Below are 12,676 nucleotides of genomic sequence, written 5' to 3'. Positions count from 1 at the left end.
AGAGGGTTGTGTCGCACGTATCCTAGAACGCGCACCTGGCCTTTGCCACGTGAGGAACCTCAAAATAGCGCGCCGGATGCGACGTCAGCTTGTGTGGGCGGCACATGATTCGGAAAAATCCCCTCCGAAGGGCCCGTCTCAGGGGCAAAGGGGGACTTGTCAATAGATTTGACGGGGTATCTCAAGTAGCGGCGTTTCCTGAAAGGAGAACACGCAGGCTAGAGGCCTGGCCTTTTTCTGCTACTCGGGGTGTCGCCAGAAATCTATTGACAAGTCCAAGTTGCCCTACTCGTCGCCGAAGCTGATGCCCAAAAGCTTGGCCTCGCGGACCAAATCGCTCTTGGGATCGACGTACTTGAGCTTGCCGGCGACGTCTTCGAGCGGCACGAGGCGCATCTCGCCGTTGTGCTGGGAGACCATGACGCCAAACTCGCCGTCGAGGCACGCTCGCGCCGCCTCGACGCCGCACTGGGTCGCGAAGATCCGGTCCTGAGCGTCGGGGGCGCCGCCGCGCTGCGTGTGGCCGGGGACGGCGACGCGGATCTCGCGGCCGGTGCGCGCGGCGATCTCCTCGGCGATGTCGTAGGCCACGGAGGGCTTCACGCGCTCGGCGACCTTCTTCTTGTAGGCCTTCTTGGACAGGGCCGCCTCTTCGCGCGAGATCGCTCCCTCGGCCACCACGACGATGGCGAAGCGCCCGCCGCTCTTCTCGCGCTCCTCGATGGCGGCTACCACGTTGTCCATGTCGTAGGGAATCTCGGGGATGAGAATGACGTCAGCGCCGCCGGCCACGCCTGCGTACAGGGGAATCCATCCGACCTTGTGGCCCATGATCTCGATGACGAAGACGCGCCCGTGCGAGCTCGCCGTGGTGTGGATGTCGTCGATGCAGCGGGTGGCCACGTCGATGGCGCTGGGGAAGCCGAAGGTCATGTCCGTGCCCCAGGTGTCGTTGTCGATCGTCTTGGGCAGCGCTATGACGTTGAGCCCCTCCTCGGCGAGGCGGTTGGCCGTCTTGGTAGAGCCGTTGCCTCCCAGCATGAAGAGGCAGTCGAGCTTGAGCTTGTGATAGGTGTGCTTCATGGCCTCGACCTTGTTCACGCCGTCGGCCTCGGGAACGTCGAGCAGCTTGAATGGCGTGCGGCTCGTGCCCAGGATTGTGCCGCCCTGCGTGAGGACGCCTGAGAAGTCCGCCCAGTCCATCAGGCGGTAGCGTTCGTAGATGAGCCCCTGGTAGCCGTCCTCGAACCCGTAGACCTCGACGGGCTCGGAGGCGTTCTTGTAGAGCATCTTGACGATGCCGCGCATCGTGGCATTGAGCGCCTGGCAGTCGCCGCCGCTCGTGAGCAGGCCTATTCTGAGCATGGGTACCCCTCTCGCTTTGACATGAGAGACTCCATTATCGCGCGCGGGCTTCGGCGCAGGTGCCGGAATCGAAAGAGGTGCGCACCGAAGCGCTGTGCGCGCCCGCTCCGTGTGCTTGAATAGTAGGAAGTGAGCGCCTGACGCACCGGATTTCTCGGTTGTGAGTGCGGAGAAGCACCCACTTCTCGCAAATCTCGCGCCCTTCTCGCTCACTTCCCACGAATCTCGCGGCGCGCTCACCTCGGGTGAATCCGGCGCAGGCACGTGCGCGATCGTTAGCGCAGCCGACGTTCCAGCGCGCGCCCGAGCGCGGCGAGCGCCATCACGATGACGTAGTAGATGACGGCGGCCACGGCGAACGGCTCAAAGGCGCGATAGGTGATCGCCTGGATGCCCTGGGCGGTGCGCATCACGTCCGCCAGTCCGATCACGGCGACGAGCGACGTGCCCTTGAGCAGCGTGATGACCTCGTTCACCAGGGCGGGGGCCACCGAGCGCAGCGCCTGTGGGATGATGACGCGCACCATCATGGCAGGGTAGGTGAGCCCGATCGCGCGCGCGGCGTCGTATTGCCCCCGGTCGACCCCCTCGATGCCGCCGCGCAGCGTCTCGGAGACGGTGGCCGAGCCATTGAGTCCCAGCGTGAGCACGCTGGCGGCGAACATCGAGATCTTGTAGCCCGTGAGCTGCGGCGTGGCGAAGTACGCCATGAAGAGCAAGACGATGAGCGGAATCCCGCGGAAGAGCGAGGTGTAGAGGCCCAGGATGAGGCTCAGCGCGCGCACGTGCAGCACCTTGAGCACCGCGATGAGCGCGCCGAGGGCGAACGCCAGGACGAGCGAGGCACCGGTGACCTCGAGCGTCACGACCACGCCTCCCCTAAACAGGGGCAGGTAGGGCTCTATCAGCGAGAAGCTCATGCTCATGGCGGCTAGCTCGCGCTCACCGTGCTCGTGCCCGCGTCTGCGGTGGAGCCGCCCCAGACGAAGTCCTCGCCCACCCACTGGGCGATGAGGGCGTCGAGGGTGCCGTCGTCGAGCATCTCGCCCACGCAGGCGTCGAACGCGGAGACGAAGGGGGCGCCCTTCTTGGCCATGATGCGATAGACGCCCACGTAGTCACTTGTCTGTGTGCGGGGAAGAAAGCCGATCGTGGTGTCCGGGTTGGCCGCCTGCATGGCGATGCCCTCGGCACCGTCGCAGACGTAGGCTTGGATGCGTCCGGCGAGCACCTCCTGGAGGCACTGGTCGCCGCCGTCGTAGGTGTGGATGTCGGCGTTCGGAGCCACGGAGAGAACGAACTTGTTCTGGACTGTGCCGGTGGTGCAGGCGATGGAGAGGTCCGCGAGGGCGTCGGCGCTCTCGATCTTGTCGCCCAGGGTCAAGACACCCACGAGGGGCTGATAGTAGCCGCGCGTGAAGTCGTAGGTCTGCTCGCGCTCGGGGTTGGAGGACATGGCCATGGTGAACGACGTGTCGCTGCCCTGAAGTGACGCGAGGGTCGCCGAGAAGTCCTGCGGCTCGAAGTCGTAGGTGAAGCCGAGGCGGCTGGCCATCTCGTCCGCGACCGCGACGTCGAGCCCCACGACCTTCTGGCTGCCGTCATCGGCGACCTCGACAAAGCGGTAGGGCGCGAAGGCGTCGTCGCCCACGAAGGTGAGCTTGGCGCCGGAGAGGTCGCCCGAGGCGGCGTCGGTGGTGCCGGTGTCCCCGGAGGGCTCGGAGTCCTTCTCGCACCCCAGGAGCGCGAGCGCGGACGCCGTTCCCGCGAGCGTCAGGAAGCCCCGGCGGGTCATCGCCTGGTGCCCGGCGGGGCTGGATGTGAAGGGAACCTGCTTGTTGCGGTGGCTCATGGCGCGCGCTCTCCTCCTGTGATCGGGGTACCTTACCGCATTCTAGCTCCCGCGCACGCCCCGCGCGCGGCAATGCGGGCGTGTTAGCATGGCAGAAAACAAGGCAGGTGGCATCAGGGGAGGCCCGCATGTACGAGAGAAGCCGAGAAGTGGCCGAGGCCCTTTCTGCGGGGCGCCGTGCGCTCGCGGCGCTCGAGGAGGCGGAGGAGTCGCTCGACTCGGCGAAGCGCTGGGGCGTCTGGGACATCCTCGGCGGCGGGCTCATCTCGAGCGCCGTCAAGCACGCGCGGCTGAGCGACGCCCGCAGGGACCTCGCCGCAGCCCGCGAGGAGCTTGCCGCCTTCTCGCGCGAGCTTGGGGACGTGCGTGAGATTCATGGTTTCGACCTGGGAATCTCCGACCTTGCGGCTCTCTTCGACATCGCCTTCGACAACGTCCTCACCGACCTTCTGGTCCAGTCTCAGATCGATGACGCTGCAGATCGCGTGGAAGAGACCACGCGGCGGGTGCGCGTGGCCGTCGACAAGCTCGAGACGCTGCGGTAGGGGTGTTGTGAAAGCCACGTTCCCCTGCTCATACAGGGGGACGTCTATGTATCATGTCATCATAGTATAAGACGGTACGGGCGCGGGACGCCCTTGCGAGAGGGAGCCCATATGATTTCGAATGATGACACGCATCCTGACCTGCTCTACTCACAGGTCGAAACGGGGTTACGACAGCAGATTATCTCGGGTGCCCTTGGCGTTGGTGACAAGCTTCCCACCGAGTTTGAGTTGTGCGAGCTCTATGATGTGAGCCGCATTACCGTGCGCAGGGCCGTTCAGAATCTCGTTGACGAGGGGCTGGTCTATCGCCTGCGCGGCCGTGGGACGTTCGTCTCTGCTCCCAAGCGTGTCATAAAAAAAGGGTCACCCAACAACTTTGGCTATCATGCCTTCTCTGACCTGGGTGGGAAGAGCCCCCGACGCGTGCTCGAGCGCAGCAGGCTCGCGGCGGACGCAAAGCTCTCCTCATTGCTCGAAGTTGACGAGGGGGCTCCCGTCTCGCTGGTCAAGCGCCTCGTGTTTGAGGAGACCATCCCCATCGCAATCGACTTTGTCTACGTGTCTGGCCAACTCTTTCCCACGTTTCTTGAGGACCTGGGCGAGGACATGAGTCTCTATCAGCTGCTCTCTGAGCACTATGGGCTCAAGCTTGGGGTCGAGGAGCTTACCATCGATGTCTCTACGGCGCGAGAGGACGAGGCACGCCTGCTCTCATGCATCGTGGGATCTCCACTCTACATTCTCTATAAGATAACAAGAGACAAGGCCGGGACGCCCCTTCACTACTCGAAGTCAGTGATGAGGGGCGACCGGGCCTCGTTTAGGTTCGTCATCTCTCAGGACGGTCGAATCGTCACGCAGTAGGCCAGGACGGAGCCGGACCTACGCGCCCATCTCCTTTCGGACACTCCATCCGAGCGCGTCGGTCGCTTTCATGAGGTCCACAACCTCGCCACGGCGCAGATGCACGGGGCTCGCTCCCCACGATTCTGCGGCGAGGGCGGCATCGGCAATCATCTCCAGGTCCTGCTCGCTGGGGTTTAGGTTGAGCTCCTCGAACGTTGTGGGCACGCCGCAGGACACGCAGAGCCTGGCCACCCTCTCGATGTGCTCTGAGGAATAGTCCTCCGCAACGAGCAGGCTCAGCGTCGAGAACCCCACACGCTCGCCGTGCAGGGATCGCACGCCTTGAGCAACGACTGTCATGGCGTTGCCGAGGCCGTGCGCGAGCGAACAGCCCACGTTCTCGAAGCCGATTCCGCTCATGAGAACGTTCGCCTCCACAACGTTTTCGAGGGCGGGGGTCACGAGATTCTCTCGGCAGGCCTGGACGGCCGACGCGCCATCGCGCTCGAGCGTGGCGGCGCACTGCTGCGCTATAGCGCGGCCGGCCAGGGTCTGAGTCCCCGACTCAGTATCGCACCAGACGTAGTTGGCATGGCCCGTCTTCTCGTTCGAGAGGCCCTCGTAGTAGGTTGAGAGCGCGTCGCCGATTCCCGCCGAGAGAAACCTCACGGGTGCATTGGCAATGACCCTAGTGTCAACAAGGACAAGATCAGGGTTCTTGGTGTGGATAACGATGTCGTTCATTGTGCCGTCGTCGGTGTAGAGAATCGACATCGCGCTTGTGGGGGCGTCTGTCGCCGCGATGGTCGGGCAGACCACGAGGCTCACCTTGCGCTTCGCAGCGAGCATCTTGGCCACGTCGATGACCTTGCCGCCCCCTACGGCTACGATGACGTCGGGAGCTCCGCAGATTTGAGACTCAATGTCCGCGATTGTGGTACGCGAGATCTCTCCCTCAAAGAGCACCGTCTCGTGAGAGCACTCGGGACGAGCCTCATAGGATGAGAAGAGCCGCTTGCCCAGAAGCCCTTGTACGAACGAGTCGATGACAAAGAGGTGTGACGTGCCAAAGAGACCTGCGTAGCGTCCGACCTCACCGATGACGTCCGGTCCCTGCAGATAGTGTCCGACGGATCCCCACGTGCGCATGGCGGTTCCTTCCTATTTGGATTGAGTAAAACCTACGGATGACGTACCCAAAGGCGAGGACGCCATTACCTCGAGCAGGCTTAGGTCGACCGTGACGTTTTGGGCTCCGCAGAGAAGGGCCTGCTCGACGTCGCACGCCGTCTTGAGCGAGGCCGCGCACACCATGCAGTCGATGTCATGCAGGTCGAAGGCGGCGCGTATCTGATGCACGACTCCCAGTCCGCTCGAACCCTGTCGGTCGAGACGGCTCACATAGACGGCGACGCACACTGCACCCGCCCGTGCGGCGAGAAGCGCCTGTCCAACATCGAAGATGGCTGTGCAGGAGGCACGGATGCCCAGTTCGCGGAGGCGCTCGAGGGCGCGATAACCCTCTTGGCAGGCAGGTATCTTCACGAGTGTGTTTCCGCCCACCTCGGCGACGATTCGCTGCGCGTCGGAGACCATCTCGTCTGTGGTGTCGCCCATCACCTCGAGATAGAGCTTGACGTCATCTCCTACGAGCGATCTTACCTCGCGGGAGCGCTCGAAGAAGGAAGTATCGGCGCTCTCAAGTGCACGGACGGCAACGGTAGGGTTATCAGCGAAGCAGTTGCAGGGGTAGACGTCCGTTACACATCTTATTTCCTCGGGATCCATGCTGACCAGACAGAGCTCAATCATAGGTGGCCTTCTTTCAAGAAGGACCTCGCCCTTTGAAGAGCGAGGTCCTATCACGAGGCGAGCTCGCCTCTAGTCGACCATATTTGCTATGCGAATCCCTTTCCCGAACAGGCCCTCCCAGTCGGACTTGAAGGTCTCGAGGGTCTTCTGGGTCATGGGGTGGACAGCGAGTGCGTCGAGCATGTCGAGGTCCACGGTGACATTATCGGCACCGGCCTCGATGGCCTCCTGTAGCGCAAGAGGTGTCTTAAGCGAGGCGGCGCTGACGACGCAGCTGATGTCATGGCCAAGGAACGCCTGCTTGATCCGCCGGACGACGTCGATTCCATTTCCGCCATTCTTGTCAAGGCGGCTCACGTACACGGCGACGTAGGAGGCGCCGGCCATTGCGGCGAGCATGGCCTGATTGAAGGTATAGATTGCGGTGCAGGATGTGGGAATTTCCAGCTCGCAGAGCATTCGAATGGCCTTGAAGCCCTCGGGGCATGCCGCAATCTTGACGAGGGTGTTACCGGGCACCGCCTTGACCATGGCCTGTGCGTCCTCGACCATCTCCTCAGCCGTATCTCCCATGGCCTCGAGGAAGAAGGGCACATCCTCACCGATGACCTCACGGATGTCCAGGGCATTTTGAATGAAAGACTTTCCCGTGCCCTTGAGACATCTGACTGCGATGCTCGGGTTCATGCTGTAGCAGTTGAGGGGATATATCTTGCTAGCCTTCCTTACCATGTCGAGATCGCCCGTATCAAGACAAAACTCAAGCATACATACTCCTATCCAAGGATTCCGAAGATGCCCAGCACAACGCCGATCACCATGATCCCGATAATCTGCGCAAGAACGTTGACACCCCTCTTATTGAGGGCAAAGAGGCCCGCGAACACTCCGACGGGCAGGAGGGCCGGGAAGATGGAGTCAAGCGTCTCCTGGAGTGAGAAGGCCGTACCGCTGAGGTCGAACGCAAGGGGAGTGGTGACTACGACGTTGGTGGCGATCATGCCCCCGATGACCATGAGGCCGACGATCGAGAGCGCGGCGGTTAGCTTCTGCATTACGCTCGCGTCAGACACCTGGGAGATGATGTTCTCACCGAGGTTGTAGCCGTACTTAACGCCCAGGTAGCGCAAGGCAATCGTGATAACGTTGTAGAGGGCGAGGAAGAGGATCGGGCCTAGGATGCTCCCGCCCATGCACAAGCCGCCAACGATGCCCGTCGCGATGATGCGCAGGGTTCCCGCGATGAGAGAGTCTCCGATTCCCGCGAGGGGACCCATGAGCGCGACTTTCATGGAGCTGATCGAGGACGTGTCGAACTCCTCGTTGTTGGCGTTCTCTTCCTCCATGGCTGCGACGATGCTCGTGATGAGAGGCTGCATGGTCGTCTGGCAGTTGTAGAACTCGAGATGGCGCTTGTAGGCCGCGATGCGATCCTCGGGCTTGTCATAGAGCTTCTTGATAGTCGGAATCATGGCGAAGCAGAAGGACAGGTGCTGCTGACGCTCGTAGTGCCAGGCATGCGAGGTGGTGAACGTTCTCCAGAAGATGCTCGAGAGTTCCTTCTTGCTGAGTTTCTTCTCGCTAGAACTCGTTGTCATCGTCAGCCTCCGTCTCAAGTGAGCGATTTTGCGAGGGAATAAAGATGTGCGCCATCATCAGGACGCCGACAATCACGATGGCAAAGCAAACGATGCCGAGGATGGGCACCTTGAGGTAGGCCGCCAGCAAAAAGCCGAGCAGCAGGAAGACGGCGGTCTGCTTGGAGACGATCATGGTCACGAGCTGGGCGAAGCCGAGCGCGGGAAGGATGCCGGTCGCGATGGCGATGCCCGTGGTGAGCCAAGCCGGGATGCTTGCCACGAGTGCGGAGACGGCGTCGCCCCCAAAGAGAAAGGCTACGAACGCGATGATGGCAAAGGTGACGTCAAAGAGGAAGCCGTTGGCAAGGAAGATCGCAGTGATGCCGCGGTCGTTGTCCTGCTCAGCGAACCTGTCGGCCGAACGGGCCATGATGGGGGTTATGACACCGTAGAACAGGTTGACGACAAAGGCGGAGAGCACCGCAGCGGGCATGGCGATAGTGATTGCTGTGTTGATGCCGTTGCCGGTCGTGAGGGCGAAGGCGGTCCCCAGGACCGATCCCACGATCATGTCGGGTGGGACTGAGGCTCCTATCGCCTGCATTCCCATGAAGACTAGCTCGAGCTGAAATCCGATGATGATGCCCGTGCTGACGTCCCCCAGCGCTAGTCCGACGAGGGCTCCCAAGACGAGGGGCCTTCCGAGCAGGGCCGTGCCGACGAAGTAGTCGGCTTTGCCTATGAACACGATGAGTCCGATAAGTAGTGCCTGTAGTAACATCGTCCCTCCTTAGAAATGTGTGGCGTGGGACCGAGGCTAGAGGTCCTCCTCGGCAAGAACGACCTTTTTGTCCTTTGCTACCTGTCTGACTTCCACCTCGATTCCGTCTCGAATCAGCTGTCGAATGATCTTGCGCTCCTCGTCGCTGAGGTGCACGGCGATGCCGAGCGACTTGGTCGTGCTCTTGTTCTTCTCGGTCCCACCTAGGTTGAGCGAAGAAATCCCACATGTTTTTACTAGGCGTGTGGCGTCCGCGACGCTGCCGACGACGATGAGGAGCTTGTACTTGTCGGTGGCACCGCTCTTGATGGCTGCGATGGAGTCCGCGATGCTCTTGATTACGAGCTTCATGCCGACGGGCTTGGCGAGCCTCATCGCTTTCATGCGGATGGGGTCTGCGGCTGCGGCGTCGGACGCGACGAGAATGGCGTCGACTCCGAGCGCATGGCTCCAGGAGAACGCGACCTGTCCATGAAGCAGCCGGTGGTCCACTCTGCAGAGCTTGATCATGGGGAACTCCTTTCCTTACGGCTTACCTCTCGTCAGATCGTGGGTGCAGCTCTTTGAGGCACCTCTCGAAGAGATCCCTTGTCTCTCTCGTGAAGAGCTCGGGCTCCTTGAAACTCATGGGGTGTACGTACTCGAGGGAGAAGCCCCCCTCATAGTCGTTGCGATCAAAGGACCGAAGAAGCTCGAGCATGTCCAGGGAGCCGTGACCCCAGGGCATGTGACCCGTGGGGGTTCCGTCGACGAAGTGACAGTGTGCCACGTCCGCGCCGAAGGCGGAGAACCACTGGTCAACCGTCTCTTTCGCGTCGCTCATGGCCCCCAGGTCGAGCGTGAGCTTGAGGTTGTTGCTTCCGACGCTCTCCTTGAGCAGTGCGATCTTCTCGATGGTGGGAGCTACCTGGGAGGCCTTGGTCCAGATGCTCTCGAGCACGAGCGTCACGTCTCGCCCGTGCGCATAGTCGGCAAGGGTGCGCAGCATGCGAGCGCTGCGCTCGCGAGCGTCTTCGACGGTCTCGTCGTAGTAGTTCCATCCGGGGGTAACGAGGACTTTGGGGCAACCGATGAGCTGTGCGAGATCGATGACGCGTTTGAAATAAGATGTGGTGTTGTGTATGAGGAGCTCGCCACGTGCTGCCATGTTGTTGGGCTTGGGGTTGTTCTGCTCGCCGCACAGGCAGGCAATCTGGACGTCGTATTCCCTCATGAGACTTTGAAGGCGGGCAGGGTCCTCGGAGAACTGGCCGTTGATGAGGTAGTGCTGGGGGCACAGCCATAGCTCTGCCTGCCGCAGGTCGAGGTCTGCGCAAGTCTTGAAGAAGAACTCGAGGTCGAAGTATCTAAAGTCTATGTTCATGGGTATGAGACTCCGAAGGTTCATGGCTAGAACTCCTCCGTTTCCTCTGGGTCTGCCAGATCGTTGCAGACAAGAATTGACTGGGCACATGTGGAGACGGCGTTTCTGACGTCGTCGGGGCTTGGGTCCCCGCAGGAGAGAAGCTCTACGAGTAGGGGCATGTTCATGCCGCTCACAAGGGTGAAGTCGTGATCTGACAGACGGGTCATGAACTCGTTGTTGACGCTTCCTCCAAAGAGATCCGTCACTACGATGAGATGTTCGCCTGCGGGAGCAGAAGCAAGCGCCTCATCAACCTGGGCCTTGAGGGAGACGCTCTCATTAACATAGGCGCACAGCGTCGTGACGTTGGGCAGCTCCCCCAAGATGATGCGAAGCGCATTGAGCATGCCTTCGGAGAGACGCCCGTGCGAGGCGAGGACAACGTGAGCCAATAAAATCACCCTCCTTTTTCTTATTTCATTATGTGTCATGATATAATGTCGCATGACAATATTATTATGAACAGAATAGGGGAGAGTGTCAAGAGTCATTTTTTGTGGCGAGGAAGGTCTTTGCCATACATTTTATAAATGTCATAGCCCTCGTATATGTATTTCACTTATCACATGGGAGGGACTAGCATCGAGGGCGTACGAAGCGTACGTCGTCTGGAGGCACCTCTCATGATCCTTGGCATGGGCGTTCCCGAGCTTGCCATCATCCTTCTCGTGGTCCTTGTGGTCTTTGGTCCCAAGAACCTTCCAAAGCTTGGTGCCACTATCGGCAAGACCGTCAAGAACGTCCGCGAGGGCATGGAGGACGGCGAGCCCGCCCCTGCCGAGGCTGCGGCCTCCGCCGATGTCTCCCAGGCCGTCTCCGGCCAAGAGGCCGATGTCTCCCAGGCCGTCTCCGACCACGAGGGCGACGCCGAGTAGCGCCCCTCTCGTCTTTCCCGTGCGCCCTTCCTTCCCTTGCCCCCGGACTCCTCCCGTCCGGGGGCCTCCTTTGCGAAGGTACGAGAGGGTGGCCTGTGGTTCTCCGGAAGAAGCAATAACTCAGATACCGGAGGGGACGCACGCAAAAAGCTTCCCACGCGGGGGCGGGGCAGGGGACCGGGGCCCGGAGTCGCGGCCTGGGGAGCGCGAGGCGAGCCTTCGACTACGACAGGTCGCCGAGAAGGGCCACGACACGCTCGGCGAGCGGGGAGAGCGCGCGGTCGGCCTTCCACACCACGGCCGCGCGCGTCTCCAGGTCCCTCTCGTCAACAGCCTTCACAAACTGGTCGCCCGTGTCGCAGATGCGCAGAAGCGAAGCGGGCACCAGCCCCACGCCCAGCCCCGCGGTCGCGCACGCGCAGGTCGTGCGCGCGTCCTCGGTGAGGCAGGCAACAAAGGCCTCGAGCGAGCGCGCGGCGAGAAGACGCCGCACGGCCTCGGCGCAGCGCCGGTCGCAGACCAGGGGCACCCGTGCGAGGTCGGCGAGCGTGACCGAGAGCTCGCCGCCCACCTCGAAGCTCGGGGGCATGACGGCCACGAGCTGCTCGGCGGGGGCGTAGCGGCAGCGCAGCCCCTGGCTCGCAAAGGGGGTCCTCACCACGCCGACCTCCGCTATGCCACTGCTCACCAGCTCGAGAACCTCGCTCACCGACCCCTCGCGCACCTCGAGCGCGACCCCGGGGTAGTGCGCGCCCAGCTCGGCGAGGCGAGCGGTGGGGGCGCGCCCGGCAGTCGAGCTCGCCACGGCGAGCGTGAGCGTGCCGGTCATCCCCTTGCCGAGGCTTGAGACCTCGCGGGTGGTCGCCGTGGCCAGAGCGAGGATGGTGGTCGCACGTTCGTAGAGGAGCTTTCCGGCTTCGGTGAGCGCGGTGCCGCGCGGGCCGCGCTTCACGAGCTGGGTGTCGAGCTCGCGCTCCAGCTGGGCAAGCTCGTAGGAGAGCGGCGGCTGAGAGATGTGAAGCCTCTTCGCCGCCGCTGTGATCTGGCCCTCCTCGGCTATGGCCACGAAGTATCCGAGCTGCTTAAGATTCAAAGAGATCCCCCTCCCTGCTTCTGCCATAGAGAAATTGTATGTCGGAAAAGACGGGAGAGAAGGGACCTTGCAGAGTTCTTTCGAATACCTTACCGGGCCGTTACGCCCCGTTTCGGAGTTGTAAGGGTTTCTCCTCAAACCAACCATCTGGTAGAATACGCGCCACATGGTGGGTAGAGTGTGGGAAGCCCTCATAAAGAGGGGAGAGAAGAGAGGAGGTTTGCTATGACAAGAATCAAGGACATGAGTCGCTCGCAGCGCAAGGTGCTCGAGGCCTGCCGCAACGGCTGGTTCATGAGCGGCGAGTACCGCGCGCTCTTCGACGACCACGAGCGTCGCTTCTGCGCGGACAGCCCCAAGATGCTGTTTCACGACGTCGATCGCTGGTATTCTCTGCACACGGAGAATCACGACGAGGCTCCCGTGCTGGTCAAGTGCGTTCAGGCCCATTAGGGCCGGCGCGCGCGGGAGTGGACATGCGCCATACGGAGAGGGGAGCCACGGGCTCCTTTTTTCATG

General features: G+C 61.9%; 16 protein-coding genes. 4 read left to right on the top strand and 12 right to left on the bottom strand.

Features of this window, described 5'->3' with window-relative positions; translation table 11 throughout:
- Positions 1 to 285: 285 nt before the first annotated feature.
- The 3 genes from INP52_RS07000 to INP52_RS06990 all read right to left on the bottom strand — a co-directional run bounded on the left by INP52_RS07000 (position 286) and on the right by INP52_RS06990 (position 3,217).
- Positions 286 to 1,365, bottom strand: coding sequence for a 6-phosphofructokinase (locus INP52_RS07000; RefSeq protein WP_194370320.1), 1,080 nt, complete (start codon positions 1,363 to 1,365; stop codon positions 286 to 288).
- Between the two features lie 275 nt (positions 1,366 to 1,640).
- Positions 1,641 to 2,291, bottom strand: coding sequence for an amino acid ABC transporter permease (locus INP52_RS06995; protein WP_194370318.1), 651 nt, complete (start codon positions 2,289 to 2,291; stop codon positions 1,641 to 1,643).
- Positions 2,292 to 2,296: 5 nt separating this feature from the next.
- Positions 2,297 to 3,217 (bottom strand): substrate-binding periplasmic protein, encoded by a 921-nt coding sequence (locus tag INP52_RS06990; protein ID WP_194370316.1) that lies wholly within the window; start codon positions 3,215 to 3,217, stop codon positions 2,297 to 2,299.
- A 128-nt stretch (positions 3,218 to 3,345) separates the two neighbouring features.
- Here INP52_RS06990 and INP52_RS06985 point away from each other — a divergent pair, with 128 nt between their 5' ends.
- Positions 3,346 to 3,762, top strand: a complete 417-nt coding sequence (locus INP52_RS06985) for a hypothetical protein (protein WP_194370314.1) — start codon at positions 3,346 to 3,348, stop codon at positions 3,760 to 3,762.
- Positions 3,763 to 3,873: 111 nt separating this feature from the next.
- On the top strand, positions 3,874 to 4,629 hold the full coding sequence (locus INP52_RS06980) for a GntR family transcriptional regulator (RefSeq protein ID WP_194370313.1): 756 nt from the start codon (positions 3,874 to 3,876) through the stop codon (positions 4,627 to 4,629).
- Positions 4,630 to 4,647: 18 nt separating this feature from the next.
- Here INP52_RS06980 and INP52_RS06975 read toward each other — a convergent pair whose 3' ends face one another.
- The 8 genes from INP52_RS06975 to INP52_RS06940 form a co-directional block, all read right to left on the bottom strand.
- On the bottom strand, positions 4,648 to 5,760 hold the full coding sequence (locus INP52_RS06975) for a glycerol dehydrogenase (protein WP_194370311.1): 1,113 nt from the start codon (positions 5,758 to 5,760) through the stop codon (positions 4,648 to 4,650).
- A 12-nt stretch (positions 5,761 to 5,772) separates the two neighbouring features.
- Positions 5,773 to 6,423: a transaldolase family protein gene (locus INP52_RS06970; protein WP_194370309.1), complete on the bottom strand. Its 651-nt coding sequence runs from the start codon at positions 6,421 to 6,423 to the stop codon at positions 5,773 to 5,775.
- 69 nt (positions 6,424 to 6,492) lie between these two features.
- Positions 6,493 to 7,191, bottom strand: a complete 699-nt coding sequence (locus INP52_RS06965; RefSeq protein WP_194370307.1) for a transaldolase family protein — start codon at positions 7,189 to 7,191, stop codon at positions 6,493 to 6,495.
- 8 nt (positions 7,192 to 7,199) lie between these two features.
- Positions 7,200 to 8,021 carry a PTS system mannose/fructose/sorbose family transporter subunit IID gene (locus tag INP52_RS06960; protein WP_194370305.1) on the bottom strand — a complete coding sequence of 274 codons (822 nt, stop codon included), beginning with the start codon at positions 8,019 to 8,021 and terminating at the stop codon, positions 7,200 to 7,202.
- Entirely contained in the window at positions 8,005 to 8,784 is a 780-nt protein-coding gene (locus INP52_RS06955) for a PTS mannose/fructose/sorbose/N-acetylgalactosamine transporter subunit IIC (protein WP_194370303.1), read from the bottom strand. Before INP52_RS06955 ends, INP52_RS06960 begins: the two co-directional genes overlap by 17 nt.
- A gap of 36 nt (positions 8,785 to 8,820) precedes the next feature.
- On the bottom strand, positions 8,821 to 9,294 hold the full coding sequence (locus INP52_RS06950) for a PTS sugar transporter subunit IIB (RefSeq protein WP_194370301.1): 474 nt from the start codon (positions 9,292 to 9,294) through the stop codon (positions 8,821 to 8,823).
- A 22-nt stretch (positions 9,295 to 9,316) separates the two neighbouring features.
- Complete coding sequence (locus tag INP52_RS06945; RefSeq protein ID WP_194370299.1) at positions 9,317 to 10,171, bottom strand: sugar phosphate isomerase/epimerase family protein; 855 nt, start codon at positions 10,169 to 10,171, stop codon at positions 9,317 to 9,319.
- A gap of 2 nt (positions 10,172 to 10,173) precedes the next feature.
- A complete protein-coding gene (locus INP52_RS06940; RefSeq protein WP_194370297.1) occupies positions 10,174 to 10,581 on the bottom strand; it encodes a PTS sugar transporter subunit IIA in 408 nt (135 codons plus the stop codon).
- 231 nt (positions 10,582 to 10,812) lie between these two features.
- Between INP52_RS06940 and INP52_RS06935 the strand changes: the two genes are divergently transcribed.
- Complete coding sequence (locus tag INP52_RS06935; protein WP_194370295.1) at positions 10,813 to 11,064, top strand: twin-arginine translocase TatA/TatE family subunit; 252 nt, start codon at positions 10,813 to 10,815, stop codon at positions 11,062 to 11,064.
- A gap of 223 nt (positions 11,065 to 11,287) precedes the next feature.
- Here INP52_RS06935 and INP52_RS06930 read toward each other — a convergent pair whose 3' ends face one another.
- Entirely contained in the window at positions 11,288 to 12,157 is an 870-nt protein-coding gene (locus INP52_RS06930) for a LysR family transcriptional regulator (RefSeq protein ID WP_194370293.1), read from the bottom strand.
- 225 nt (positions 12,158 to 12,382) lie between these two features.
- Here INP52_RS06930 and INP52_RS06925 point away from each other — a divergent pair, with 225 nt between their 5' ends.
- Positions 12,383 to 12,610: a hypothetical protein gene (locus tag INP52_RS06925; protein ID WP_194370291.1), complete on the top strand. Its 228-nt coding sequence runs from the start codon at positions 12,383 to 12,385 to the stop codon at positions 12,608 to 12,610.
- The last annotated feature ends 66 nt before the right edge of the window (positions 12,611 to 12,676 follow it).

It is taken from the genome of Thermophilibacter immobilis, from assembly GCF_015277515.1.
In the GTDB taxonomy this organism is placed as follows: domain Bacteria; phylum Actinomycetota; class Coriobacteriia; order Coriobacteriales; family Atopobiaceae; genus Thermophilibacter; species Thermophilibacter immobilis.
The sequence above is the reverse complement of the archived record's forward strand: the minus strand, read 5'-3'. Positions and strand labels throughout refer to the sequence as shown.